This window comes from Pseudoxanthomonas sp. 97-1-1 (genome assembly GCF_057773125.1).
The window spans coordinates 1090659-1117292 of sequence record NZ_JBYMTJ010000001.1 but is presented as its reverse complement, the minus strand read 5'-3'; the positions used below and the strand labels follow the sequence as shown (position 1 = coordinate 1117292).

The window sequence follows — 26634 nt, the reverse complement described above, 5'->3', positions numbered from 1 at the left end:
TGCGACCCATGAACGAAATCAAGCCGCCCCCGCGCTCCCGCGGGATTTACCTGTTGCCCAACCTGTTCACCACTGCGGGCCTGTTTGCCGGCTTCTTCGCGATCATCGCCGCGGCCAACGGTCAGTTCGTGAACGCCGCCATCGCGGTATTCGTGGCGGGCCTGATGGACGGCATCGACGGCCGCGTGGCGCGGTTGACCGGCACCAGCAGCGAATTCGGCGTGCAGTACGACTCGCTGGCCGACCTGGTCAGCTTCGGCCTGGCGCCGTCGCTGGTGATGTACCACTGGTCGTTGGCGGCGCTGAAGTTCGACGGCGGCGTGATGGGGCGCGTGGGCTGGGTGGTCGCGTTCCTCTATGCGGCTTGCGCGGCGCTGCGGCTGGCCCGTTTCAACACGCAGGTCGGCACGGTCGACAAGCGCTGGTTCGTCGGCCTGGCCAGTCCGGCCGCGGCGGGCCTGATGATGTCCTTCGTCTGGGCCTTCGCCGATGGCGAACTGGGCTGGACGGGCGAGGAGCTGCGCTATGTGGCCCTCGGCGTGACCCTGGTGGCGGCGCTGTTGATGGTCAGCCGCATCCGGTTCTGGAGTTTCAAGGGAACGGGCGAAGGCGGGGCGAAGGCCGACCGCATCCCGTTCGTCGTGCTGGCGCTGGTGCCGCTGGCGTTGGCGATCCTGTTCATCGACCTGCCGCGCACATTGTTGGCGGTGGGCGTGGTGTATGCCTTGTCCGGTCCGGGCTACTGGCTGTGGCAGCGCGTGCGCCGGCAGAAGGATGCCGCTGCATGACGCTCGCGGCGGACCGGTTGTGGTCGGCCGAGCAGCAGGGTTGGCTGCGCGCGCTGGGCCATACGGTGTACCTGCCAGCGGATTGGCCGACGGAAGCCGGTGCCGCTGTCGCGCAGGCCGTGGAAACGCCGCCTGCCCGTGTTGCGCCCGATGTTCCTCCGCCCGCTGCCGTGCGTGCGCGTCCGCCTGCGCGTGAGGCCGTCGACGCGCCCCCGCCCGTGCGCCAGGCACCAGCGCCGCGAGCGCCCGGATCGCGGCTGCCGGACCGCCTCCACTTCGCGCTGATCCGCGCCTCGGGCTGCAATCCCAATGCGCCCGGCGCTGCGGAACTGTTCGCCCAATGGCCCAGTTCTGCCGAGCTGCGTGGCAACCCTGCCGCCAAGCGCGCGTTGTGGCCCGCCCTGAGGCGGCTGCGGCGCGGAGCCTCCGCGTGAGCGCGCGGGGCGCCGAAGCGTCACCGGCGTCCGCTTCCAGCCTGCGCCCGATGCGCGAGGGCGACCTTGACGCCGTGATGGCGATCGAACAGCGCGCCTATCCCTTCCCGTGGACGCGCGGCATCTTCCGCGACTGCCTGAAGGCGGGTTATCCCTCGTGGGTGATGACGGAACACGGCATGGTCATCGGCTACGGATTGCTCAGCATCGCCGCCGATGAGGCGCACGTGCTGAACATCTGCATCGCCCCCGAGCGCCAGGGCCGCGGACTGGGCCGCCATCTGCTGCGCGCGCTGGTGAAAATCGCCCGCGACCTGCGCGTGCAGCGCGTGTTCCTGGAAGTGCGTCCATCAAATCCGGGCGCGATCACGCTGTACCACAGCGAAGGCTTCAACGAGATCGGCCGCCGCCCGCGCTACTACCCGGCCCGCGAAGGCCGCGAGGATGCGCTGGTGATGGCGATCGAGCTGGTCGCCGACGACATCACCACGATGCCGCCGCTGTAGGGCAGGTCCCGGCCCGCTGCGGCATATGGCGAAACCATCCAGCCTTCATCCCAGCTTTCGCCGGAAGAACAACCAGTCCGACTCCTGTTCGTCATTCCCGCGAAAGCGGGAATCCATCTTGCTTCCAACGCTTCCGAAGCGCGAACTGCAACGTCAAGGTGGATCCCAGCTTTCGCTGGGATGACGGCTGCAGTCGGATGCGATGACGCGATCCCGCACAGCCAGGCGACGGCTGCCCGACCGTTGCGGGGAGGAGCGAAGCGTCAGAGCTTCGCGCGCTGGCCATGCAGGGCAGCGAGCTGGTTGCTCCAGTCGATCAGGCGCTGGCGCTCCTGCTCGACCACCGCTGGCGGCACCTTGTCGGTGAACTTGGCCAGCTTGGCTTCGCTCTTGTCCTTCTCGCCCGCGACGCGGGCGATTTCCTTGTCCAGGCGGGTACGCTCGGCGTCAAGGTCGACCAGGCCTTCCAGTGGCACCAGCAGTTTCAGTTCACCCACCATCGCGGCAGCGGAGGCGGGGGCATCGGCGCCGACGTCGAGCCAGGCGATATCGTCCAGCTTCAGCAGGAACGACAACGACGAGGCGAAGCGCGCGATGCGCGTGCGGTCGTTGTCGCCACCATCCTGCAAGAGCAGGCGGATGGTCTTCGCGGGCGAGACGTTGAGTTCGCTGCGCACGCGACGCAGGGTGGACACCATCGTCTTCAGCCATTCCACGTCCGCATCGGCCTGCACATAGTCCTGGCCGGCGAAATCGGCGGCGACGGGGTAGGGGCGCAGCGAGACCGTGCCACCGTCGATGCCCAGCTTCGGCGCGACCTGCTGCCACAATTCCTCGGTAACGAACGGGGTCAGCGGGTGCAACAGGCGCAGCAGCGATTCCAGCACGTGCAACAGCGTGTGGCGCGTGCTGTCGGCCGCTTCCTTGTCATTGCCATTGAGGGCTGGCTTGGCCAGTTCGACGAACCAGTCGCAGAACTCGTTCCAGGCGAACTCGTACAGCGCCTGCGCCAGCAGGTCGAAGCGGTAGGCGGCGAACTGGGTTTCGGCTTCGGCGACGACCTTGGCCAGGCGCGAGAGGATCCACTTCTCGGCGTCGGTGACCGGATTCGGCATCGCGCTGCCCCCATCCGCCCTTCGGGCACCTTCCCCCGCAAGCGGAGGAAGGGAGAACGCCGCGGTGTTCATCAGCACGAAGCGGGTGGCGTTCCACAGCTTGTTGCAGAAGTTCTTGTAGCCCTCGGCGCGGCCCATGTCGAACTTGATGTCGCGGCCATGCGTGGCCAGCGCGGCGATGGTGAAGCGCAGCGCGTCGGCGCCGTGCGGCACGATGCCGTCCGGGAACTCCTTGCGCGTGGCCTTCTCGATCTTCTCGGCCATCTTCGGCTGCATCAGGCCACCGGTGCGCTTGGCCACCAGGTCTTCCAGCGAGATGCCGTCGATGATATCGAGCGGGTCCAGCACGTTGCCCTTCGACTTGGACATCTTCTGGCCGTCCTTGTCGCGGATCAGGCCGGTCATGTAGACGTCGCGGAACGGCACCTGGCCGACGAAGCTGTCGGTGGCCATCACCATGCGCGCCACCCAGAAGAAGATGATGTCGAAGCCGGTGACCAGCACCGACGACGGCAGGTAGCGGTTGAAGCCGCGCTCGGCCATCGCCTGCGTGTCCGGCCAGCCCATCGTGCTGAAGGGCCACAGCTGCGAGGAGAACCAGGTCTCCAGCACGTCGCTGTCCTGGGTGAGGGCGACGTCGGCGGACAGGCCGGCCTTCGCGCGCGCTTCGGCTTCATCGCGACCGACGTAGCAGTTGCCGGCGCCATCGAACCACGCCGGGATGCGGTGGCCCCACCAGAGCTGGCGGCTGATGCACCAGTCCTGGATGTTCTCCATCCAGTGGCGGTAGGTGTTGATCCAGTTCGGCGGGACGAACTTCACTTCGCCCGACTCCACGAGTTCGAGACCGCGCTTCGCCAGCCCGTCCATCTTCACGAACCACTGGTCGGTCAGATACGGCTCGATGACCTGGCCGGTGCGGTCGCCGCGCGGCACCTGCAGCTTGTGCGGCTTGGTTTCGACCAGCAGGCCGAGGTCTTCCAGGTCTGCCAGCACGACCTTGCGTGCTTCGTAGCGGTCCAGGCCCTGGTACTTCGCTGGAATCCGCGCATCGGTTGCCGTGTCGATCAATCCGCTACGAATTGCTGTCGCGGAAGCTTGACGCTTCAGTCTTTCTGTCCAAGACGTGTCATCAATGATGCGCGCTGCATCATCCAGGATGTTGTACAGCGGTAAGTCATGGCGCAGGCCAACTTGGTAGTCATTGAAATCGTGCGCAGGCGTGACCTTCACCACGCCCGTGCCGAACTCGCGATCGACGTATTCGTCCGCAATCACGGGCAACTCGCGTTCGACAAGCGGCAACTTAACCTTCTTGCCGACCAGATGCGCGTAACGCGCATCTTCAGGGTGAACCATCACTGCAGCATCGCCGAGTAGCGTCTCGGGGCGCGTGGTCGCCACTACCAGATAATCGCGGGTCTCGCGCAGCGTCTCGTTGCCATCTGCATCGTGCTCGACGTGCTCGTAGGTGGCGCCATCCTCCAGCTTGTAGGCGATCGACCACAGGAAACCGTCTTCCTCGACATTCTCCACTTCCAGGTCGGAGATCGCGGTCTTCAGCACCGGGTCCCAATTGACCAGACGCTGGCCGCGGTAGATCAGGCCCTGCTCGTGCCAGCGCATGAACGCCTCGATGACCGCCTTCGATGCCGCTTCGTCCATGGTGAACGTGCTGCGCGACCAGTCGCCCGACGCGCCCATGCGGCGCATCTGCCGCTCGATGGTGTCGCCGGACTGCGCCTTCCACTCCCACACCTTGGCGATGAAACCGTCGCGGCCCAGCGAGTCGCGGGTCTCGCCCTTGCCTTCCAGTGCCAGGTTGCGGCTGACCACCATCTCCGTCGCGATGCCGGCATGGTCGGTGCCCATCTGCCACAGCGTGTCGTAGCCGCGCATGCGGTGGTAGCGCACCAGCGCGTCCATCAGCGTGTGCTGGAACGCATGGCCCATGTGCAGCGTGCCGGTGACGTTCGGCGGCGGCAGCAGCACCGTGTACGGTTTGCCTTCGCCACTGGGCTTGAAGTAGCCGGCGGCTTCCCACTGCGCGTACAGGCGGGATTCGAAGGATTTCGGGTCGTAGCTGGAGGCGAGGTCGGTCATGGGGTTCCGGGATTTTTGAGTCGTCATCCCGGCGGACGCCGGGATCCATCTTGATCTTGCGTTTGCGTTTGCGTTGCCTTGTCTATGGCCACTGCAACGGCAAAGTGGATTCCAGCGTTCGCTGGAATGACGGGTGTTACATGTCGTGCTTGTTCACGTCAAAGCCGCGCGCCTTGTACTGCTTCCAGCGCTCGCGCAACGGCTCGCGCGCGGACGGGTCGGCCGGTACGACTTCCAGTACGCGTTCGCAGGCGCCGGCGAACGCTTCGTCGCGCAGGTTGATGACCAGCGCGCGCGCCGGCACGTCGATGTCGGGCGTGGCGATCAGCACGGGCGTCAGCTCGTCCTCTTCGTCCCCGGCGATCTGGTGCGGGATGTACGCATCGGGATCGAACTCCCACAACAGCTCGTCCAGCTCCTCCGCCTGCGCGGCGTCGCGCGCGAGGATCAGGGTCCACTGGTTGCTGTCGTAGGCCTTGCGCACCAGCTCGCACACCAGCTTGAGGGGCTCCTCGAGAAAGCGCGGCTTGGCGATCAGGTAGAAGTCGGCACGGGCCATGGCGTAGGGGCAGCGTCGCCGGTCAGGCGACGCGGTCCAGCAGCCACTGGCTCAGCAGGCCGACCGGGCGACCGGTAGCCATGCCGCGCTTGCCTTCGTCGTTGGCCACGCCGGCGATGTCCAGGTGCGCCCAGCGCTGACCTTCGGTGAAGCGGGCCAGGAAGCAGCCGGCGGTGATCGCACCGGCCCAGCGGCCACCGATGTTGTAGACGTCGGCGAAGCTGGATTCCAGCTGGGTCTGGTATTCGTCCCACAGCGGCAGACGCCAGGCGCGGTCGAATACGGTCTCGCCGGCGCCCAGCAGTTCGTTGCTGAGATCGTCGTGCTTGCTCATCAGGCCACTGGCGTAGCGGCCCAGCGCCACGATGCAGGCGCCGGTCAGCGTGGCCACGTCGACCAGGGCTTCGGGCTTGAAGCGTTCGGCGTAGGTCAGCGCGTCGCACAGGATCAGGCGGCCTTCGGCGTCGGTGTTGCCCACTTCGATCGTCTTGCCGGACATGCTGGTGATGACGTCGGAGGGACGGTACGCATTGCCGTCGATGGCGTTCTCCACCGCCGGCACCACCACCACCAGGTTCACCGGCAGCTTCATCTTCACCGTGGCGACGAAGGTGCCCAGCACGCTGCCCGCGCCCAGCATGTCGTACTTCATTTCCTCGATGCCGCCCTGCGTCTTCAGGTTGACGCCGCCGGTGTCGAAGGTGATGCCCTTGCCTACCAGCACGTAAGGCTTGGCGTCGGCGGCCGCGCCATTCCACTTGAGCACGATCAGGCGGGGGCGGTTGACCGAGCCGCGGGCGACGGCCAGCAGCGAGCCCATGCCCAGTGCGTCCATCTGCGCCTCCTCCAGCACTTCGCATTCGGCGCCGTTGTCGGCGGCGAACGTCTGCGACTGCTCGGCCAGATACGCGGGAGTGCAGATGTTCGGCGGCAGGTTGCCCAGCTCGCGGGTGAACTGCACGCCGGCGGCGATCGCCACGCCCTGCGCCAACGCCTGGGCGTCGTCGCCACGGATGGCGAGCTGGGCCAGGCCGGCGTCGTCGGCCTTCTTCTTGCCGAGCGTGGCGGTATAGCGGTAGCAGGCGTGGTCGACGGCGATGACGGCCTGGCGGATCTTCCACGCGGCGTCGCGGTCCTTCACGTCCACGTCGGACAGGGTGAACAGCGCGCTGCGCACCGGCCCGACCTTCAGGGCGCGGGCGGCATCGCCGGCGGCCTTGAGGTACTGCGGTACGCCGAACTTGGCGGCCTCGCCCAAGCCGACGACCAGCACGCGCGGTGCGGTCACGCCGGGCAGGTCGTGCAGCAGCGTGGTCTTGCCGGTCTTGCCGCCGATGTCCCCCCGCTGCACCAGCGCCGACAGCTTGCCGCCGCTGGCCGCGTCCACGGCCTGCGCGGCGGCGGTCAGGCTCTTGTCGGCGTAGGCGCCTACCACGATGCAATCGACGCCGGCCTGGGCGGGGGCTTCGTGGTTCAGGGTGAATTCCAGCGTCATTGATCAGATTCCCGGTTCAGTTACGTACAATCGCAGGCCGGATGAAGGTGGCTGACGCCATCCCGGACCGCAGAGACTGCCGCCATCGATGCGGCGCACAAGCCCGAGATTGTAAATCAAGCCCCCCTGATGCCGAAGCTGGACCGCTACCTCTTCCGGGAATTCACCCAGAGCTTCCTGGCCACCCTGATCATCCTGCTGATGGTCAGCGTGGGCGGCGTGATGGCCGATCTGCTGGGCGATGTGGCGGACGGCAAGGTGCCGGCGCGGTTGCTGCTGTCCCAGCTGGGGCTGCAATTCCTCAACTACATGCCCTACATCATCCCGCTGGCGTTGATGCTGGGCCTGCTGCTGGCGTTCTCGCGCCTGTACCGGGACTCGGAAATGGCGGTCCTGACCGCAGCCGGCATCGGCCCGCGCCGCCTGTTGCGCCCGCTGCTGATGCTGGTGATACCGGTGGTGGCGGTGGTGGGCCTGTGTTCGCTGTGGCTGGGGCCATGGGCACTGCGCACCGCGCAGGACATGCTGGACCACGCCAACCGCAGCCTGGTCGTCTCGGGGCTGGATGCGGGCAAGTTCACTGTCATGTCCAGTGGCGCCGTGGTCTATGTGAGCGCGTTGTCCCCGGATGGCACGGGCCTGAGCAAGGTGTTCATGCACCGCTCGGACGAGGGCCGCATCGACGTGGTGACGGCGAAATCCGGGCAGATGTTCTTCGAAGGCGAGCGCAACCGTTACCTGCGCCTGGACGACGGTTTCCGCGTCGAAGGGCCGGATGGCCCGGGGCTGGATTACCGCCTGATCCGCTACAAGGCGAACGAGGTCGCGCTGCCGGACCGGGCCGACACGATGGACAAGGACGATCCGGAACTCCTGCCGACGCCGCAGCTGCTGTCCGATCCGCGCCCGGATGCGAATGCGCAGGTCCATGCTCGTCTCACCCCGCCGCTGCTGGCGCTGGCGTTCGCCCTGCTGACCCTGCCGCTGTCCAGGAGTTCGCCGCGACAGGCGAGATATGGGCGCGTGATGCTGGGGTTCCTCGCCTACCTCGTGGGCATCAGCCTGATGTTCAATGGCACCCAGTTGCTGGCCGACGGCAAGTTGCCGGGCATGGCCGGCCTGTGGTGGTTGACGCTGCCGCTGCTCGCGGCGGCCATCTGGTTCTACCTGCGTGACGGCCAACTGTCGCGCAAGCGGAGGGTGGCATGAGGCTGATCCCCCGTCTGCATGACACCTACGTGGGCCAGGTCGTGCTGGTTACCGTGCTGCTGACCTGGGCGGTGCTGGTAGGACTGGACGTGGTGATGGCGCTGTCCGGCGAAATCGGCGACCTGGGGACGGGCAACTACACCTTCGGCCATGCCGTGGCCTGGGTGCTGTACACCGTGCCGCGCCGGGCCTACACGATGTTTCCCACGGCGGCCGTGATCGGTTCGCTGATGGGCCTGGGCCAGCTGGCGGCCAGCTCCGAACTGACCGCGCTGCGTGCGCTGGGCCTGTCGCGCCGCCGCCTGAGCATTTCGGTGGCAGCGGCGCTGGCCATCCTGACCGCCCTGATGGTGTTCAGCGGCGAGACGCTGGGCCCGTGGGGCCAGCGCCAGGCCGACGTGCTGAAGATGAGCGCGCGTACCGGCAACGTCGCGATGGACCGCTACTCCGGCCTGTGGGCGCGCGAAGGAAACACCTTCCTGTACGCGCAGAGCGGCGAAGAGAAGGACCAGGGAGGCGGCAAGGTGTCGCTGCAGCTGCGCGATGTGCGCATGTACGAACTGGCCGATGACGGGCGACTCGCCTCCATCGCGCACGCCGCCGTCGCCGAACACCTGGACGGCTACTGGCTGCTGAAGAACGTGCGCCGTACGACCTTCAACGAGCGGTCCGCCACCCAGGTCACCGTGCTGGGCGAACGCTGGGAATCGGAACTGGACGCCTCGGTGCTGTCGTCCAGCCTGGTGCGTGCACGCAACATGCCCAGCCATGAGCTGAGCCAGAACATCGACTACCGCAAGCGCAACGGGCTGGACGCGCGCGATTACGAAGACCAGTACTGGGCGCGCTGGTTCTATCCGCTCAACGTGCTGGCGCTGTGCCTGGCCGCCATCCCGTTCGCCTTCGGCAGCCTGCGCAGCGGCGGCATGGGCAAGCGGCTGTTCCTCGGCATCGTGTTCGCGGTCGGATTCTGGGTGCTGCAGACCATGTTCGTGCGCCTGGCCGGTGCGTTCCGGCTGGATTACCGCATCGCCTACGCGGTTCCACCCTTCGCCCTGCTGGGCATCTCCTGGCTGATGTTCCGGCAGAGAAGCCGCTGACGCGCCGTCAGGCGCGCTTCGGCAATCGCGCCATCCGCGTGCCGCTGTAGCGGTCGTGGAAGGTCAGGCGTTCGCGATCCAGCCACGCCCACCAGAACCCCAATCCCGCCGCCAGCGTTGAGACCGTCGCCAGCGTGTAGCGACGCCACAATGCCGCGCGTGTCGGCGCATCCCCTGCGGCGGTGACCACTTTCAGTCGCCAGGGCCGCATGCCGAGCGTCTGCCCGCCGCGTTGCCAGCTCCACGTGGCGTACACGCCGGTGACGGCCCAGCAGCAGATCCAGAGCAGCCACCACAACGGGCTGAAGGGTGGGATGTTGTGACGGACATTGCCGCTGGCCACCACGTCGATCAGTACGAACGGGACCGCGACGGCGATCCAGAGCGCCAGCACGGGCCAGAAGTCGTAGAGCAGCGCGAGCAGGCGCCAGCCGATCAGGGCGCGGGGTTTTCCGGGGAGGGGGGCGGGATGCGTCATCGCGACAGGATACCGGCTAAGGCCCAGCCGCCCATTGGGGGAGCCATGTCAGTCGCAATGGCGAGGCTCCCTCAGACAACTCCGGACAAATGATCCCGCTCGTGGTGAGCCGGTCGAACCCTGCACTTTGCGCTGCATCGACAGGTCACGACAGCCTGCTCTCCCGTGGAAAGCGCGGTTCGACAGGCTCGCCACGGACGATATCCGGGGCACCTGTTAACGGAGTGATCCAGACCTCCGTGGCTACGCCGGGAAAGGCTGTCCGCGTTCATTCCTGTAATCGCGGGGTCTCTCGCGAATGACGTCGCTCCCACAAGGGGGATATGCATCGCCTAAGCTTGCCGCATGACTGCCCGCACGCCCGCCGAACGCCGCCAGCAGGCGAACGCCCTGCCGCCCGTCCCCGACGCCGACGCCGACGCCATCGCGGCATTCCTCGACATGATCTGGGCCGAGAACGGCTTGGCGAAGCCCTCGCTGGACAGCTACCGGCGCGACCTGGAAGGCTTCGCGCGCTGGCGGAACGGACGTGCAGGCGGACTGGCCGCCGCGGATCGCGCGGCCCTGTTCGATTACCTGGCGTGGCGCACGCGCGAAGGCTATTCGCCACGCAGCAACGCGCGGTTGCTGTCGGCCCTGCGCGCGTTCTACGCGCATCGGTTGCGCCGGGGCGAGCGTGCGGACGACCCCACCGCGCTGCTCGATCCGCCGCGCCTGCCGCGCTCGTTGCCGAAGGCCCTGGCCGAAACCGAGATCGACGCGCTGCTGGCCGCGCCCGACACCGCCACGCCGCTGGGCCTGCGCGACCGCGCGATGCTCGAACTGATGTACGCCGCAGGCCTGCGGGTCAGCGAACTGGTCACGCTGCCCGCGACGGCGGTGAACCTGCGGCAGGGCGTATTGAGGGTCACCGGCAAGGGCAGCAAGGACCGGCTGGTGCCCTTGGGCGAGGAGTCGCAGCACTGGCTGGAAACCTACCTGGCACAGGCGCGCGCCGTCTTGGCCGGCAAGCGCAGCACGCCCTTCCTGTTCGTGGGCGCGGGTGCCGACCCGCCGACCCGGCAGCAGTTCTGGGGGCTGGTGAAGCGTTACGCGGCGCTGGCCGGCATCGACCCGGTCCGGATCAGTCCCCACGGGCTGCGGCACAGCTTCGCCACCCACCTGCTCAACCGGGGCGCCGACCTGCGCGCGCTGCAGATGCTGCTGGGCCACAGTTCGCTGTCGACCACGCAGATCTACACCCTGGTCGCTCGCGAACACCTCAAGCAACTGCACGGCCGGCATCATCCGCGGGCATGACGCGGGTCACGCTGGCGGGCGGTTAAGCCGCCTGCGCGGCGCCGTGTGCCAGAATCCCCGTCTGTTCCTGCCACCCAGCCGCACCGCGGCATACCCGGATGCCCTTGATGCCCCGCCTGATGACCGCCGCCCTTCTGGGTGCCCTGAGCCTGACCGCCTGTGCGCAGGCCCCCCAGCCGCCCGTGCAGGACGGTGCCGCGGCCGCGGCCGCCGCCCCGCAGGCGGCCGTGCGCCAGATCAAGGCAGGCGTGGGCGCCACCCCCGACGCACGTGCCCGTTCCGCGATCGCCCAGCTCAACCCGCAGGCGAAAGTGGAATACGTCGGCGCCGCACCGTTGCCGGGTTTCCGCGAGGTGATCGCGGGCGGCCAGTTGCTCTACATCAGTGACGACGGACGCTACCTGATGCAGGGTACCGTTCTGGACCTGGACCAGCAGCAGGACCTGATGCAGACCAGCCCGGCGCTCGCCGGCTACCGCAGCAAGCTGATCGCGACCATCCCGCACGCCGAACGCATCGTGTTCGCACCGCCGAACGCCAAGTACACGGTCACCGTGTTCACCGACATCGAATGCGGCTATTGCCGCAAGCTGCACGGCGAAGTGGGCGAGCTCAACCGTCTCGGTATCGCGGTGGAATACCTGGCGTTCCCGCGCATGGGCCTGGGCAGCCAGGACCACAAGGACATGATCTCGGTCTGGTGCGCGCCTGATCGCAAGCGCGCGCTCACCGACGCCAAGGCCGGCAAGCCGGTCCCCTCGCGCGACTGCAAGAATCCGGTGACGATGGAATTCGACGTCGGCCAGCGCATCGGCGTCAGCGGCACCCCGGCGATCTATTCGGCCGAAGGCGTCCAACTGGGCGGCTACCTGCCGCCGGCCGCCTTGAAGGCCAGGCTGGACGAACTGGCCGCCAAGGCGGCGCCAGCCTCCGCTGCCGGCGCCCTGTGATATCCCCGAAGCCGGCCTTGCGCCGGCTTCGCTACAATAGCGGGCCCCGTCCTGACGGCTACGCCCCCACGGTTCCGGACATGATCGTCCTCGAAGGCCAACCGGCCTTGTCGCACTTCCGCCGCGCGCGGCTCGAATCCAAGCTCCAGTCGATGGCCTCCGGTGTCCGCATCTGCGGTGCCTGGCATGTCTATTTCATCGAACCAGAGGCCGGCGCTACGCCGGACCTGGCCACGTTGCGCCGCATCCTGCAGGCGGGTGACGAGGCGGCGGCGCTGGCCGATGGTGCGGTATCGCGCTTCGTCACCCCGCGCCTGGGCACACTGTCGCCGTGGGCCAGCAAGGCCACCGAACTGCTGCGCGGCGCCGGCCAGCCGGTGAAGCGCGTCGAGCGCGGCCTGCGCATCGATCTTGAAGGCTGGGACGACGGCCAGCCGGCGCTGGCCAAGGCGCTGCACGACCCGATGACGCAGTCCCTGCTGACCACCCGCGACCAGGCGCAGGTCTTGTTCACCGCGCCCGCGCGCGGCGAACTGGAGCGCATCCCGCTGGCGCAGCTGGAAGCGGCCAACACCCGCTTGGGCCTGGCGCTGGCGGACGACGAGATCGACTACCTGCGCACGCGCTACACCGAACTCGGCCGCGACCCCTCGGACGTCGAACTGATGATGTTCGCGCAGGCGAACTCCGAGCACTGCCGGCACAAGATCTTCAACGCCAGCTGGACCATCGACGGCAAGGAGCAGGACCGCTCGCTGTTCCGGATGATCAAGCACACCCACGCGCAGACGCCGGAACACACGCTCAGCGCCTACAGCGACAACGCGGCGGTGGTCGAAGGCTATCCGGCGGCGCGCTTCCGTCCGGACGGAAGCGGCCAGTACCGCCTCGAGGCGACGCTGGATTCGGCCTTCTGCATCAAGGTGGAAACGCACAACCACCCGACCGCGATCGCGCCGTTCCCCGGTGCCAGCACCGGTGCCGGCGGTGAGATCCGTGACGAAGGCGCGACCGGCCGCGGTGGCAAGCCCAAGGCCGGCCTGACCGGCTTCTCGGTGTCGCACCTGCGCATCCCCACGCTGCCTCAGCCGTGGGAAGCGACGCGCGCGCTGAATCCGCGCATGGCGCCAGCGCTGGACATCATGCTCGACGGCCCGTTGGGCGGCGCCGCGTTCAACAACGAATTCGGCCGTCCGAACCTGCTCGGCTACTTCCGCAGCTTCGAACTGCCGGAAGGCGAAGGCCTGACGCGCGCCTACGACAAGCCGATCATGCTGGCCGGCGGCCTCGGCGCGATCGACCGCATCCAGGTGGAGAAGAAGACGCTGTCGGCCGGTGATGCGGTGATCGTGCTCGGCGGCCCGGCGATGCTGATCGGCCTGGGCGGTGGCGCGGCCAGTTCGGTGGCTTCCGGCGAAAGCGCGGAAGAACTCGATTTCGCCAGCGTGCAGCGCGACAACCCGGAGATGGAGCGCCGCTGTCAGGAAGTCATCGACCGCTGCGTGGCGATGGGCGAGAACAATCCGATCCTGTGGTTCCACGACGTCGGCGCGGGCGGCCTGTCCAACGCGATTCCCGAACTGCTGCACGACTCCGGCGTGGGCGGCGTGATCGACCTGGGCAAGGTGCCCAGTGACGATCCTTCGCTGTCGCCGATGCAGTTGTGGTGCAACGAGTCGCAGGAGCGCTACGTGCTCGGCGTGCCGCAGGCGCGGCTGGCCGAATTCGCGGCGATCTGCGAGCGCGAGCGCTGTCCGTTCGCTGCCGTGGGCGTGGCCACGAAGGAAGAACATCTGGTGGTCGCTTACGGTGCCACGCCAGGCAACATCCCGGCGGACGCCCCGATCGACCTGCCGATGGACGTGCTGTTCGGCAAGGCGCCGAAGATGCATCGCGACACCGGCTATCCGGAAGCCCCCAAGTGGCCGTCGTTGCAGACCGCGTCGCTGGACCTGCGCGAAGCGGGCCTGCGCGTACTCGCGCACCCCACGGTCGCCTCCAAGCAGTTCCTGATCACCATCGGCGATCGCAGCGTCGGCGGTCTGACCGCACGCGACCAGCTGGTCGGCCCGTGGCAGATGCCGGTGGCCGATTGCGCCATCACGCTGAGCGGTTATGAAGGCTTCGTCGGCGAAGCGATGGCCATCGGCGAACGCACGCCGCTGGCCCTGCTCGATGCCGCTGCCGCCGCCCGCATGGCGGTGGGCGAGGCCATCACCAACCTGTGCGCCGCGCCGGTGGAATCGCTGCATCGCGTGAAGCTGTCCGCCAACTGGATGGCCGCCGCCGGCCATCCCGGCGAGGACGCGCTGCTGTTCGATGCGGTGAAGGCCGTGGGCATGGAGCTGTGCCCGGACCTGGACATCAGTATCCCGGTAGGCAAGGACTCGCTGTCGATGCAGGCGCAGTGGCACAGCGATGGCCAGGCGCAGAAATCCGTATCGCCCGTCTCCCTGATCATCAGCGCTTTCGCGCCGGTGACCGACGTGCGCCGGCAACTGACGCCGCTGCTGTCGCGCGAAGACGACAGCGAGCTGTGGCTGATCGGCCTGGGTGCGGGCAAGAAGCGTCTCGGCGGTTCCGTGCTGGCGCAGGTGTATCCGCAGTCGGGCGGGGAGGGCGCGTGGCCGGCGTTCGCCGGCGACGGTCGTGACGAAAGCGTGCCGGATCTCGACGATCCGCAGCGCCTGCGCGACTTCTTCCACCTGATCGCGGATGCGCGCGAAGCCGGCCTGCTGCTGGCCTACCACGACCGCAGCGACGGCGGCGCGTTCGCCGCGTTGTGCGAGATGGCATTCGCCTCGCATCGGGGCCTGGACATCAACCTCGACGGCTGGGGCGACGATGCCTTCCGCACGCTGTTCGCCGAGGAACTGGGTGCGGTGGTGCAGGTGGCCGACGAGGACCGTGCCGCCTTCGCCGACCTGATCGAACACCATGCGCTGACGGAGTGCGCGCAGCGCATCGCGCGCCCGACAACTGCGGCCGTGGTGCGCGTGCAGCAGGAGGGTGACGTGCTGGCCGAGTGGCGCTGGGAAGAGCTGTTCGATGCCTGGTGGTCGGTGACGCACGCGATGCAGAAGCTGCGTGACAACCCGGAGACGGCCGATGAGGAGCGCGAGACCACGCGCCAGTTCGGCCGCGCCGGGCTGAAACCGAAGCTGTCGTTCGATGCGGGCGACGATGTCGCTGCGCCGTTCATCGCCACGGGCAAACGCCCGAAGGTCGCGATCCTGCGCGAGCAGGGTGTCAATGGCCAGATCGAAATGGCATCGGCCTTCACCCGCGCCGGTTTCGATACGTTCGACGTGCACATGAGCGACCTGATCAGCGGTCGCGTGGCGCTGGATGGTTTCAGCGGCATCGCGGCGTGCGGCGGTTTCAGCTACGGCGACGTACTGGGCGCCGGACGCGGCTGGGCGACCTCGATCCTCGAGCGCAGCGCGCTGCGTGATGCGTTCGCGGCGTTCTTCGCGCGCGACAACACGTTCTCGCTGGGCGTCTGCAATGGTTGCCAGATGATGAGCCAGTTGAAGGACATCATCCCCGGTGCGACGCACTGGCCCCGCTTCCTGCGCAACCGCAGCGAACAGTTCGAGGCGCGGGTGTCGTTGCTCGAAGTAGTGGAATCGCCGTCGGTGTTCTTCCGTGGCATGGCCGGCTCGCGCATCCCGGTCGCGGTCGCGCATGGCGAAGGGCGTGCGGACTTCGCCAGTACGGCCGACCAGGGCGCGGTCCGCGTCGCGTTGCGCTTCATCGATGGTGATGGGCTGGTGGCTGGGTCGTATCCGCAGAATCCGAACGGTTCGCCCGACGGCATCACCGGCCTGACCAGCGACGACGGTCGCGCCACCATCCTGATGCCGCACCCGGAACGCACCCCGCGCAGCGCCAACCACAGCTGGCATCCGGCCGACTGGCCGGAAGATTCGCCGTGGCTGCGCATGTTCAGCAATGCGCGGGTGTGGGTGGGATGATCGTGCGCGCCCGCCGGCGACGGCGGGCCACGCCCGGGCAACGCGGCACCTGATAAAGTCCGGGCCTTCAAGGAGGCTTCCGTGAACGCTGCCGCGCTCGACAATCCGCTTTCCGACGACGAGCGCATCGTCGCGGCCCTGCTGGCGCGCGGACGCCTGAAGGAGGCCGACCTGGCGCGTGCCCGCCGGCTGCAGGACGAGACCGGTGGCGATCTGCTGGCGCTGCTGTCGCGGCTGGGACTGGTCTCCGAGCGCGACCATGCCGAGACCGCCGCCGAGGTGCTGGAGCTTCCCCTGGTCGCGGCGAAGGATGCGCCGGACGCGCCGCCGGAATCGGTGGTGCTCTCGCAGCGTTTCCTCAAGCAGTTCCATGTCTGCCCGGTGGGCGAGGACGAGGCCCACGTCGATCTGCTGATGGCCGATCCGCAGGACCGCTACGCGCTGGAAGCGGTGCGCCTGGCGACTGGCCGCGCAGTGCGGCCCCGCGTGGCGCTGCGCTCGGAGATCAGCGACCTGATCGAGCGCTACTACGGGCAGGGCCGCAGCGCGATGGGGGCCATCGTCGAAAATGCGGACGGCGAGGCCACCGCAGACCTGGATGATGTCGAACACCTGCGTGACCTCGCCTCGGAGGCGCCGGTCATCCGCCTGGTCAACTTGGTCATCCAGCGTGCGGTCGAGCTGCGCGCGTCGGACATCCACATCGAACCGTTCGAGAACCGCCTGAAGGTGCGCTACCGCATCGACGGCGTGCTGGAGGAAGGCGAAAGCCCGCCCGCCAACCTGACTGCGGCGGTCGTCAGTCGCGTCAAGATCATGGCCAAGCTCAACATCGCCGAGCGCCGCCTGCCGCAGGACGGGCGCATCATGCTGCGCGTGCAGGGCAAGGAACTGGACCTTCGCGTCAGCACCATGCCCACCGCGCACGGCGAAAGCGTGGTGATGCGCCTGCTGGACCGCGAGACGGTGGTGTTCGACTTCAAGAAGCTGGGCTTCACCGATGCGTTCCTGCCGCAGTTCCAGAAGGTGCTGGAACAACCCCACGGCATCCTGCTGGTCACCGGTCCGACCGGCTCGGGCAAGACCACCACGCTGTACACCGCGCTGAGCAGGCTCAACACGCCGGACGTCAAGATCATCACGGTCGAGGACCCGGTCGAGTACCAGATCGAAGGCATCAACCAGATCCAGGCCAAGCCGCAGATCGGTCTGGATTTCGCGCATGCGCTGCGCAGCATCGTGCGCCAGGACCCGGACATCATCATGATCGGCGAAATGCGCGATCTTGAAACCGCGCGCATCGCCATCCAGTCCGCGCTGACCGGCCACCTGGTGCTCAGCACGCTGCACACCAACAATGCGGCCGGCGGCATCACCCGCATGCTGGACATGGGCGTGGAGGACTATCTGATGACCTCCACGGTCAACGGCATCCTGGCCCAGCGGCTGGTGCGGCGGCTGGAGCCCACGCATGCGGAGCGATACCCCGCATCGCCCGAGGAAATCGAGAAATTCGCCCTGCGCCGCTTCCAGCCGCATGGCGAAATCTACCTGTATCGCCCGCGCGGTTCGGCCATCGCGCCGACCGGTTACCTGGGACGCACCACCATCGTCGAGTTCCTGGTGATGAACGACGAAATCCGCCGCGCCATCATGCGCCACGCCGGGATGGGCGAGCTGGAACAGCTCGCGCGCGACTCGGGCATGCGCACCATGTACGAGGACGGCATCGTCAAGGCGCTTGCCGGCGAGACGACCATCGAGGAAGTGCTGCGCGTGACCGAGGAGGGCTGAGGCGATGAACAGGATGCGTGCGGGCTGCCTGATCGTGGCGATGTGCGCGATACCGGCCGTCGCGTCGGCCGGCAAGGCCGCGCCGAAGACGCTGGCGCGTGGCGAGCTTCCGGCCGGCTTCGCGGTTGGCACGGCATCGCCGTCGCTGGCGCTGCAGGTCGAGATCGTCGACGGCAAGGTCACGGCGTCCGCGCCGGCCGGCGGTGAACCGGGCAACCTGCGCGCCGCGCGCAGTGGCGACGCTGCACAGACCACCCTGATGGTCAGCAGCACGTTGCCGGTGGCGATCAAGTTCGATCTTTACGTCTCGATGGACGGAGAGCAGTTCACCTACGCCAGCAGCTGCGGCGTCACCCCGGGCATTTCTTCCTTCGAGATGTGGGAACAGCCGGTGAAGCATTTCGCGCTGGGCAATCCCCGCGTGCTGCCGGCCGGCCGCATGGCCTGCGACTGAGTCCGGGCTTCCGGCAGGGAACAAGGGCCCGGCAATGCCGGGCCCTTGTCTGTTGCGCAAACGGAGCTTACAGGTCGATACCGAAACCCACGCCGGCCGACTTCTCGTCACCGCTGAATGCGCCGCCGATGCTGAAGGACGCACGCTCGCCGATGGGTTTGGAATAGCCCACCGACAGCGCGTTCTCGCCGTTCTGCCAGCCCGCACCCACGGCCACGCGGCCGCGCGGGCTGCGGCTGCCCGCTGCATTGATCGCCATGTTCAACATCGCCGAGCTCATCGCACCCATCCTGTCGAGCCTGCGATCCTGCTCGGAGAAGCGGCGGTCCACGTCACCACGGAAGGCATTGAAGTCGTCCTCCAGCGCCTTGACCTGGAAGTCGGCATAGGCCTTCGCGCTGGCCAACGTGCTCGCCGAGGATTGATCCGTATAGGACTGTGCGCTGCTGAGCGTGTTGGCGTCGCCCGCATCGGCGTAGGACGCGGCCGCTGCCGGCACGTCCGCTGCCGCGGTGGCGTCGGTCGGTGCCGCGACCGCAGGTTGGCCACTGGTCACGGCGCCGCTGCCGGCGGCATCCGTGGTCGTCGCCGTGCCGCGTGTCGGCGTCGACGCGGTCCCGCCGGTGCTCGGCGCGGACGCCGTTTCGCCGGCGACCTGGCCCTGGCTGGCCTGCGTCGGCGGCGCCGCACGGGTGGATGCCGTGGTGCCGCTACTCGATCCGCTGTACATCCCGTACAACTCGTTGAGCTTGGCGTCGACGGCGGTGAATGCCGCGCCCACGTTGTTGTACGACGTGCCCTGGATCGTGTAGCTCGGCGCGATGAACACGCCGCCGGAGAAGCCGGCGCCGCCGCCCAATGCACTGGCGACGAAACTCAGCTGCGACAGGTTCACGGCATCGGTGGCCTGGGTGCCGGCCGCGACGTTGGTGATCTGCCGCTCGCTGCCGGCGCTGCCGACGGAGACCGTGTCCTCGCGGTCGGCCACCGAATCGCCGCCGATGGCGACGCTGTTGTCGGCTTCCGCCGTTGCCAGGTTGCCCAGCGCGACGGCGTTGAATCCCGGCGTGTACGCACCGCCGCCGACGGCAACGGAGTAATCACCCGAGGCTTCCGTCGCCAGCGCGCCGAAGAACGCGCCACCCACCGCCACGCTGTTGTCGCCGCTGGCGATGGCGCGGGAGCCTACTGCTGTCGCGTCGAAGTTGCTGGCGGTGGCGGCGAAGCCCAGCGCGGTGGCGCTGTCGCTGCCGGCCTCGGCGCCATACCCGAACGCGGATGCACCGAAATCGGACGCGCTGCTGTATCCACCGGCGGCGGTGGCGGCGTCACCCGACGCATCGCTGCGGAAACCGGTCGCGGTGGCCTGCAGGCCCGACGCGGCGCTTTCCGTGCCGGTTGCGGTGGCGTAGGCGCCCGACGCCGTGGCGCCCGCGCCGGTCGCGGTCGCGCCGGTGTCGCCGGCCACCGCGCCTGCTCCCACCGCCGTGGCGTCATCCGCCGTCGCCTCGGTGCTCGCGTAGACAGGATTGCCGTCTTCATCGAGCAGGGGATCGCCGTTGTCGTCGAACAGCTGGCGCTGTCCGCCGATCGCAACCGATCCCGCTCCCGCCGCCTGCGCACCGGTGCCGTTGGCGACGCTGTTCTCGCCGGTGGCGGTGGCATTGAAGCCGCTGGCCGTTGCGCCGTTCGCGAGCGCGAAGGCGCCCGAACCCGTGGCAGTTGCACCGACACCGTCGGCCAGCGCGGCCGAACCGGAGGCCGTTGCGTAGTCGCCGGTGGCGGTGGCGTCATCGCTGCCGTCGCCTGCGCCATTGGCCTTGAAGTAGCGCGTGGCATTTTCCGATGCATCGGCGAGGGCGTTGAGCTGGTCCAGGTTCACCGCATCGGTGCCTTCGGTACCGGCCGCCACGTTGGTGATCTGGCGTTCGCTGCCCACGTCACCCACCGACACCGTGTCGTCGCGGTCGTTCCACGAATTGGCGCCGATCGCCACGCTGTTGGTCGCGCCCGCCACTGAGTTCACGCCCAGCGCCACACTGTCGTCACCATCGGCGTAACTGTTGTGGCCGATCGCGGTGCTGTACTCGCCCGTGGCCCACGCCCCGTTGCCGAAGGCGGAACCGCCGGTGCCGCTCGCGCGCGTGTTGATCAATCCGAAGAAGGTGGTGCCGCCGACGGCCGTGCTTTCCTCGCCGCCGGCACTCGCGCCTTCGCCCACCGCCGTCGCGCCGCTGCCCGCCGCGTCGGCGCCGTAGCCGAATGCCGAGGCGAAATCGCCGCCTGCGCTGCTGTAGCCGCCCATGGTGGTGGAAGCGAGACCGGACGCATCGCTGCGGAAGCCCACCGCAGTGGCCTGCGTGTTGGATGCGCTGGCTTCCGTGCCCGAGGCGGTGGAATAGGCCCCGGATGCGTTTGCACCTGCACCGGTAGCCGTTGCACCGGCTTCGCTGGCGACGGCGCCGGCGCCGAGCGCGGTGGCGTCCTCCGCCGTCGCTTCCGTGCTGGCGTAGACAGGATTGCCCTCTTCATCGAGCAGCGGGTCGCCGTTCTCGTCGAACAGCTGGCGTTGTCCGCCGATCGCAACCGACCCAGCGCCTGCCGCCTGTGCGCCGGCACCGTTGGCAACGCTGTTCGCGCCGGCGGCGGTGGCGTTGAAGCCAGTGGCAGTGGCGCCATCGGCGAGCGCGAACGCACCGGAGCCGGTAGCGGTTGCACCCGCGCCGTCCGCCAGCGCGGCAGAACCGGAGGCGGTCGCGTAGTCGCCGTTGGCGGTGGCATCGTCGGTGCCGTCATTGGCGCCGTTCGCCTCGAAATAGCGCGTGGCCTCTTCGGAGGCCTCGGCGACTGCGGTCAACTGATCGACATTGACAGCGTCGGTGCCTTCGGTACCGGCCGCGACGTTGGTGATCTGGCGTTCGCTGCCCACGTCACCCACCGACACCGTGTTGTCGCGATCCGCCACCGAGTTGGCGCCGAGCGCCACGCTGTTGTCGCCCAGCGCGGTGCTGTAGAAGCCGACCGCCGTGCTGCTGTCGCCGCTGGCCCACGATTCCGCGCCCAGCGCCGTGGCGTAATCGCCGGGCGCGTACGAGAAGAAGCCGGCTGCGGTGCTCTCCAGGCCGGAGGCTTCCGACAGGCTGCCGGCGGCCAGGCTGTAGTCGCCCGCCGCGATCGCACCGGAACCGAACGCCGCTGCGCTGAAGCCGCTCGCCTGCGTATAGACGAGGAAACCGAACCCGGGAATCAGGTCGGCCGGCCCGCCGACGGCCACGCTGTAGTCCCCGGTCGCACCGCTCGCATGGCCGAAGCTGGAGGCGTATGAACCCGTGGCCGTGCTGCCGTAGCCGAACGCGGAACTGGCTTCGCCACTCGCTTCGCTGAGTACGCCGAACGACGAACTGCCGAGGGCGGACGCCAGGCTGCCGGAGCCCACCGCCGTTGCGCCGAGGCCGGACGCCACGGTGTTGACGGTGATCGGGTTGCCGTCGGCATCGAACGCATCCACCTGTCCGCCGATGGCAATGCTGGATTCGCCACTGGCTTCGGCGCTGCTGCCGTTGGCGAGGCTGTTGCTGCCGGTGGCGGTGGCGTTGAAGCCGGTCGCCGTCGCACCGTCGGCCAGGGCGAACGCGCCGGAACCCGTCGCCGTCGCACCGGCACCGTCGGCGAAGGCCGCCGAGCCCGATGCAGTCGCGTAGTCGCCATTGGCGGTCGCATCGTCGCTACCATCGCCTTCGCCATTGGCCTTGAAGTAGCGGGTGGCGTCCTCCGATGCCTCGGCGACGGCGTTCAACTGATCCAGATTGACCGCATCGGTGCCTTCGGTACCGGCGGCGACGTTGGTGATCTGCCGTTCGCTGCCGGCACTGCCGATGGAGACCGTGTCCTCGCGGTCGGCCACGGAGTCGCCACCGATGGCCACGCTGTTGTCGGCTTCGGCGGTGGCCAGGTTGCCCAGCGCGACGGCATTGAAGCCCGGGGTATACGCGCCGCCGCCGACGGCGACGGAGTAGTCGCCCGAGGCTTCGGTCGGAATGAGGCCGAAGAATGCACCACCGACTGCCACGCTGTTGTCGCCACTGGCGATCGAATTCGATCCGAGCGCCGTCGCATCCCAGTTGCTCGCCACGGCACCGAAACCGAGCGCGGTAGCGCTGTTGCCGCTGGCCTCGGCACCGTAGCCGAACGCGGAGGCGCCGAAGTTGGAGGCACTGCTGTAGCTGCCGATGGCAGAGGCGGCATCGTCCGAAGCATCGCTGCGGAAGCCGACGGCCGTCGCCTGGATGCCCGATGCAGTAGCCTCGGTACCGAGCGCGGAGGAATACGCACCGGACGCATTCGCGCCCGCGCCCGTCGCCGTCGCCCCGATGTCGCTGGCGACCGCGCCGGCACCCAGGGCTGTCGCATCGTCCGCCGTCGCCTCCGTGCTGGTGTAGACCGGATTGCCGTCTTCATCGAGCAGCGGCTCGCCGTTCTCGTCGAACAACTGACGCTGTCCGCCGAGCGCGACCGCGCCGGATCCGGATGCCTGCGCGCCCGCACCGCTGGCGACGCTGTTCTCGCCGGTCGCGGTCGCGTTGAAGCCGGTGGCCGTCGCTCCGTTGGCCAGTGCGAACGCGCCTGAGCCCGTCGCGGTCGCACCGACGCCGTCGGCCAGTGCCGCCGAGCCGGACGCTGTCGCATGGTCGCCATTGGCGGTGGCGTCGTCCGTGCCATCGTTGGCGCCGTTCGCCTTGAAGTAGCGCGTGGCGTTTTCCGATGCCTCGGCGACCGCGTTCAATTGATCCAGGTTCACCGCATCGGTGCCCTCGGTACCGGCGGCGACGTTGGTGATCTGCCGTTCGCTGCCAGCGCTTCCGACCGAGACCGTGTCTTCGCGATCGGCAACCGAATCGCCACCCAGCGCCACGCTGTTGTCTGCGGTTGCAGAGGCGAGGTTGCCGATGGCGGTCGCATTGGTGCCCGGCGCCCACGCGCCGCCACCGACCGCAGTGGAGAAATCGCCCGACGCTTCGGTCGGCAGGAAGCCCAGCAGTGAGCCGCCGACTGCGACGCTGTTGTAGCCCGTTGCGATGGAGCCCGAGCCCAGTGCCGTGCTGTCGCCGGCGCTGGCATCGGCGCCGTAACCGACAGCCGTGTCGAAATCGCCCGAGGCACTGGAGAAGCCGCCGAGCGCGACGGTCGCGATGCCGGTGGCGGTGCTGGTGTGGCCGGCCGCCAGGGCCTGCGTGCCCGAGGCGGTGGAGGAACTGCCGAAGGCGCCGGCGTACGCACCGGTGGCCTGGCTTCCCGTGCCCACCGCGCTGGCGCCGGCGCCCGTCGCGTTCGCCTGCGTGCCGACAGCGGTCGCATTCGCACCGGCGGCGTTGCTCTGGCTGCCCAGCGCCGTCGCGCCTTGCGCGGTCGCGCTGCTGTCGTACCCGACGGCGGTGGCATTCACGCCCGTGGCTTCGGCGTAACCGCCTACGGCAGTCGCTCCTGCCTTGCTGGCAATGCTCTTGTAGCCGACCGCAACCGCATGGCGCCCGGACGCATCGACGCCGTCGCCGCACGACACCGCATTCTCGCCGGGGCGTCCGTCCTTGATCGGATTGCCGCGTGCATCCACACAGTAGGCAGGTCCCGTTCCGATCTGCGGCTTGTCGTTCTGCGGCTGGCCCTTCTGCTTGTCATGGGCCGATGCCGCGCCGAGCGGCGCGCCCGCGAGCAGTGCCGAAGCGAGCAGCGTCACGCCAAGGCGCGCACGCACGCGGGCACCGGACGACATGACGCCATGCGCGCGTCGGGCGAACTCCGATGCCACCACCAGCATGCCGAGGGAAGGGTTCCACACCTTGCTGTAAATCCTGTTCATGGATCACGTCCTTCATTCTGTGTTTTCGGGGGAATGCGACAGCACCCGACGCCGCGGCGACGGGCGTTCTACGGTGGACTACGTCAGGGAAACAGACAGCGCGGCGCGCGACAGGGGAGGCGCGACGCCGGATTGCACGAGGTGTTTTGCGGAAGCGGGAGAAGGAGATACGGATGCGGTGGCCGGGCGTGGCCATGCCTCGTTTCGCGTGCGTCGTGCAGCGCGAGTGGCGTGTGGGCCGAGACGTGGTGACGTGAAGATGCGAAGAAGAACATCGCATCGATAAAGGCTTCCCGCATTCCCCATCCCCTGATCCGAGATGATGCAAAACAGCTCCGTGTGTCAGAACACTACATGCGCGTTGTGCAATTTGCGAGAGATTTGCTACGTTCGACGCAACGCGGGGAAACAGCTGAAAACAAGGCGTTAATGCCATGTGTACGCGGCGTGTTCCCTGCGTGAAGAGTGTCGTGGCAGGTAAACAGGGGTACCTGGACGATCCGCTTGAAATGGAAATCGCAAGTCGTTGAGTAGGCACGTCGTAAACGCGTTACCCAGTTCGTTCTTCCTTGCAGACATGGAGCAGGTCAAGTGAATCCACATTCCTCTTTCCGCAATTCGCGTCGTCGCCCCTTGGTGGCGTCGCTCACCGCAATCATCGCGTTCGGAGCGTTCGCCACATCGGCATCGGCGGGCGATGTCAGCACCGCCGGTCTGCGCGACGGCGAAACCTATGATCGGTTCATCGTGAAGTACCGGGACGGCAGCGTCGCGCGTACCAACGCCACCACGCTGCAACGTTCGTTGCTCGGTGCGGTATCCCGGGCGGCCCTGGGATCCGCGAACGGGAAGGCGGTGAGCGCTTCGAAACTCCGTCGCCTGGGGATCGGCGCGGAACTGGTGAAGACGTCGCGCAAGCTGGATCGCGTGGAGGCGGAGAGCCTGCTGCGGCAGCTGGCGATGGATCCGGAGGTGGACTTCGTCGAAGTCGATGCGCGCCGCTACGCACGCCTCGTGCCGAACGATACCTACTACAACCAGTATCAGTGGCACTTCAAGGATCCCGTCGGCGGCATCAACCTGCCGGCTGCATGGGACAACGCGACGGGCGCAGGCGTGGTGGTGGCCGTGCTGGACACGGGCATCACGCCCCACAGCGATCTCGATGCGAACATCCTGCCCGGCTACGATTTCATCAGCGACACCTTCGTGTCCCGCGACGGCGATGCGCGCGATGCGAATCCGCTCGACGAGGGCGACTGGAATCCGGTGGCGGGCGAATGCTATGCCGGGTCGCCGGTGCAGGACAGCAGCTGGCACGGCACCCACGTGGCGGGCACGGTGGCCGAAGTGACCAACAACGCCAAGGGCATGGCGGGCGGTGCATTCAATGCGAAGGTGGTGCCCGCACGCGTGCTGGGTCGCTGCGGCGGTTACACCTCGGACATTTCCGATGCGGTGATCTGGGCCTCCGGCGGCACCGTCGCCGGCGTGCCCGCCAACGCGAATCCCGCGGAAGTGATCAACCTGAGCCTGGGTGGATCCGGTGCCTGCAGCACCGTCGAACAGAATGCCTTCAACCAGGCCATCGCGAACGGCAGCACGGTCGTCGTGGCAGCCGGCAACGATGCCGGCAACGTGAGCGGATATTCGCCCGGCAACTGCGCCGGCGTGATCACCGTGGCCGCGACGCGCATCACCGGCGGCATCGCCTCGTATTCCAACTACGGCACGCGCATCGACATCTCCGCGCCGGGTGGCGGTGGCAGCGTGGACGGCAATCCGGGCGGCTACGTCTGGTCCACGGGCAACGCGGGCACCACGGTGCCCACCACCGAGACGTATTTCGGCATGGGCGGCACGTCGATGTCGGCGCCGCACGTGGCGGCGGTCGTTGCGTTGATGCAGAGCGTCGCCGAAACACCGCTGACGCCTGCGCAGATCCTGGCCACCTTGAAGTCGACGGCGCGTCCTTTCCCGGTCGCACCGCCCGCCAACCGGCCGATCGGTGTGGGCATCGTCAATGCGGCCGCGGCGGTACAGTCCGTCATCGACGGTGGGCAACCCCCGACGGCGACCTTGCTGACCAACAACGTGGCCGTCGGCGGCAATACGGGCGCGAAGGACGCCGTCATCCAGTACGCCCTCGTCGTGCCGGCCGGCGCCACCAGTCTGTCGTTCATCAGCTTTGGCGGCAGCGGCAATGCCGATGTCTACGTGAAGTTCGGCAGTGCGGCCACGGCGACGAACTACGACCTGCGGTCGGCGCGTCCCGGCAACAACGAAGTGGTCAACATCGCCGCGCCGCAGGCGGGCACGTACTACGTGTCGCTGGTGGGCAAGACGAAGTTCGCCAACGTCAGCCTGAGGGGAAGCTTCACCGCGCCGTGAGGCAAGTGCGGGTGCGTTGCGACGGCCCCGGCATGCCGGGGCCGTTTCATGTCGCAGTCGCGTATCCCTGCATGACGTTGCCCGGCGGAATGCGGTAACTTTGCGCATTCCCCGGCCAACGTCCC

Annotated in this window: 16 protein-coding genes; 11 read left to right on the top strand and 5 right to left on the bottom strand. The window is 68.1% G+C overall.

Annotation, left to right across the window (positions count from 1 at the left end; genetic code table 11):
• Positions 1 to 8: 8 nt before the first annotated feature.
• From pssA to rimI, 3 genes are read left to right on the top strand one after another with little or no spacing between them, the layout of a single operon-like run.
• On the top strand, positions 9 to 788 hold the full coding sequence (gene pssA, locus AC3DET_RS05315; RefSeq protein WP_192200227.1) for a CDP-diacylglycerol--serine O-phosphatidyltransferase: 780 nt from the start codon (positions 9 to 11) through the stop codon (positions 786 to 788).
• Positions 785 to 1222: an alanine acetyltransferase gene (locus AC3DET_RS05310; RefSeq protein ID WP_337730595.1), complete on the top strand. Its 438-nt coding sequence runs from the start codon at positions 785 to 787 to the stop codon at positions 1220 to 1222. The genes pssA and AC3DET_RS05310 overlap by 4 nt, the downstream gene beginning before the upstream one ends.
• 50 nt (positions 1223 to 1272) lie before the next feature.
• Entirely contained in the window at positions 1273 to 1728 is a 456-nt protein-coding gene (gene rimI, locus AC3DET_RS05305) for a ribosomal protein S18-alanine N-acetyltransferase (protein WP_488391171.1), read from the top strand.
• A gap of 263 nt (positions 1729 to 1991) precedes the next feature.
• Here rimI and AC3DET_RS05300 read toward each other — a convergent pair whose 3' ends face one another.
• From AC3DET_RS05300 to AC3DET_RS05290, 3 genes are all read right to left on the bottom strand, one after another.
• Positions 1992 to 4946 (bottom strand): valine--tRNA ligase, encoded by a 2955-nt coding sequence (locus AC3DET_RS05300; RefSeq protein ID WP_488390929.1) that lies wholly within the window; start codon positions 4944 to 4946, stop codon positions 1992 to 1994.
• A gap of 136 nt (positions 4947 to 5082) precedes the next feature.
• Positions 5083 to 5505: a DNA polymerase III subunit chi gene (locus AC3DET_RS05295; protein ID WP_488390928.1), complete on the bottom strand. Its 423-nt coding sequence runs from the start codon at positions 5503 to 5505 to the stop codon at positions 5083 to 5085.
• 22 nt (positions 5506 to 5527) lie between these two features.
• Positions 5528 to 7000 carry a leucyl aminopeptidase gene (locus AC3DET_RS05290; protein WP_488390927.1) on the bottom strand — a complete coding sequence of 491 codons (1473 nt, stop codon included), beginning with the start codon at positions 6998 to 7000 and terminating at the stop codon, positions 5528 to 5530.
• 129 nt (positions 7001 to 7129) lie between these two features.
• Here AC3DET_RS05290 and lptF point away from each other — a divergent pair, with 129 nt between their 5' ends.
• Both lptF and lptG read left to right on the top strand, forming a co-directional pair.
• Positions 7130 to 8209: an LPS export ABC transporter permease LptF gene (lptF, locus tag AC3DET_RS05285; protein ID WP_192200232.1), complete on the top strand. Its 1080-nt coding sequence runs from the start codon at positions 7130 to 7132 to the stop codon at positions 8207 to 8209.
• Positions 8206 to 9309, top strand: a complete 1104-nt coding sequence (gene lptG, locus AC3DET_RS05280; RefSeq protein ID WP_446537758.1) for an LPS export ABC transporter permease LptG — start codon at positions 8206 to 8208, stop codon at positions 9307 to 9309. Before lptF ends, lptG begins: the two co-directional genes overlap by 4 nt.
• 7 nt (positions 9310 to 9316) lie before the next feature.
• On the opposite strand, the gene AC3DET_RS05275 is transcribed toward lptG, so the two are convergent.
• Entirely contained in the window at positions 9317 to 9787 is a 471-nt protein-coding gene (locus AC3DET_RS05275) for an RDD family protein (protein ID WP_488390926.1), read from the bottom strand.
• A 345-nt stretch (positions 9788 to 10132) separates the two neighbouring features.
• Between AC3DET_RS05275 and xerD the strand changes: the two genes are divergently transcribed.
• The 5 genes from xerD to AC3DET_RS05250 all read left to right on the top strand — a co-directional run bounded on the left by xerD (position 10133) and on the right by AC3DET_RS05250 (position 18261).
• Positions 10133 to 11086 (top strand): site-specific tyrosine recombinase XerD, encoded by a 954-nt coding sequence (gene xerD, locus AC3DET_RS05270; protein WP_488390925.1) that lies wholly within the window; start codon positions 10133 to 10135, stop codon positions 11084 to 11086.
• 107 nt (positions 11087 to 11193) lie between these two features.
• A complete protein-coding gene (locus AC3DET_RS05265) occupies positions 11194 to 12036 on the top strand; it encodes a disulfide isomerase DsbC N-terminal domain-containing protein (RefSeq protein ID WP_488390924.1) in 843 nt (280 codons plus the stop codon).
• Positions 12037 to 12116: 80 nt separating this feature from the next.
• Positions 12117 to 16013, top strand: coding sequence for a phosphoribosylformylglycinamidine synthase (gene purL / locus AC3DET_RS05260; RefSeq protein ID WP_488390923.1), 3897 nt, complete (start codon positions 12117 to 12119; stop codon positions 16011 to 16013).
• Between the two features lie 81 nt (positions 16014 to 16094).
• Positions 16095 to 17807 (top strand): type II secretion system ATPase GspE, encoded by a 1713-nt coding sequence (gene gspE, locus AC3DET_RS05255; protein WP_488390922.1) that lies wholly within the window; start codon positions 16095 to 16097, stop codon positions 17805 to 17807.
• Positions 17808 to 17811: 4 nt separating this feature from the next.
• Positions 17812 to 18261, top strand: a complete 450-nt coding sequence (locus tag AC3DET_RS05250) for a hypothetical protein (RefSeq protein WP_488390921.1) — start codon at positions 17812 to 17814, stop codon at positions 18259 to 18261.
• 67 nt (positions 18262 to 18328) lie between these two features.
• On the opposite strand, the gene AC3DET_RS05245 is transcribed toward AC3DET_RS05250, so the two are convergent.
• Complete coding sequence (locus AC3DET_RS05245; protein ID WP_488390920.1) at positions 18329 to 24118, bottom strand: ESPR-type extended signal peptide-containing protein; 5790 nt, start codon at positions 24116 to 24118, stop codon at positions 18329 to 18331.
• A gap of 591 nt (positions 24119 to 24709) precedes the next feature.
• Between AC3DET_RS05245 and AC3DET_RS05240 the strand changes: the two genes are divergently transcribed.
• A complete protein-coding gene (locus AC3DET_RS05240) occupies positions 24710 to 26509 on the top strand; it encodes a S8 family peptidase (RefSeq protein WP_488390919.1) in 1800 nt (599 codons plus the stop codon).
• The last annotated feature ends 125 nt before the right edge of the window (positions 26510 to 26634 follow it).

Bases quoted from the DNA above. Each gene is read 5' to 3' on its own strand.
- pssA (WP_192200227.1), top strand. From the start codon at position 9: ATGAACGAAATCAAGCCGCCCCCGCGCTCCCGCGGGATTTACCTGTTG.
- AC3DET_RS05310 (WP_337730595.1), top strand. From the start codon at position 785: ATGACGCTCGCGGCGGACCGGTTGTGGTCGGCCGAGCAGCAGGGTTGG.
- rimI (WP_488391171.1), top strand. From the start codon at position 1,273: ATGCGCGAGGGCGACCTTGACGCCGTGATGGCGATCGAACAGCGCGCC.
- AC3DET_RS05300 (WP_488390929.1), bottom strand. From the start codon at position 4,946: ATGACCGACCTCGCCTCCAGCTACGACCCGAAATCCTTCGAATCCCGC.
- AC3DET_RS05295 (WP_488390928.1), bottom strand. From the start codon at position 5,505: ATGGCCCGTGCCGACTTCTACCTGATCGCCAAGCCGCGCTTTCTCGAG.
- AC3DET_RS05290 (WP_488390927.1), bottom strand. From the start codon at position 7,000: ATGACGCTGGAATTCACCCTGAACCACGAAGCCCCCGCCCAGGCCGGC.
- lptF (WP_192200232.1), top strand. From the start codon at position 7,130: ATGCCGAAGCTGGACCGCTACCTCTTCCGGGAATTCACCCAGAGCTTC.
- lptG (WP_446537758.1), top strand. From the start codon at position 8,206: ATGAGGCTGATCCCCCGTCTGCATGACACCTACGTGGGCCAGGTCGTG.
- AC3DET_RS05275 (WP_488390926.1), bottom strand. From the start codon at position 9,787: ATGACGCATCCCGCCCCCCTCCCCGGAAAACCCCGCGCCCTGATCGGC.
- xerD (WP_488390925.1), top strand. From the start codon at position 10,133: ATGACTGCCCGCACGCCCGCCGAACGCCGCCAGCAGGCGAACGCCCTG.
- AC3DET_RS05265 (WP_488390924.1), top strand. From the start codon at position 11,194: ATGCCCCGCCTGATGACCGCCGCCCTTCTGGGTGCCCTGAGCCTGACC.
- purL (WP_488390923.1), top strand. From the start codon at position 12,117: ATGATCGTCCTCGAAGGCCAACCGGCCTTGTCGCACTTCCGCCGCGCG.
- AC3DET_RS05250 (WP_488390921.1), top strand. From the start codon at position 17,812: ATGAACAGGATGCGTGCGGGCTGCCTGATCGTGGCGATGTGCGCGATA.
- AC3DET_RS05245 (WP_488390920.1), bottom strand. From the start codon at position 24,118: ATGAACAGGATTTACAGCAAGGTGTGGAACCCTTCCCTCGGCATGCTG.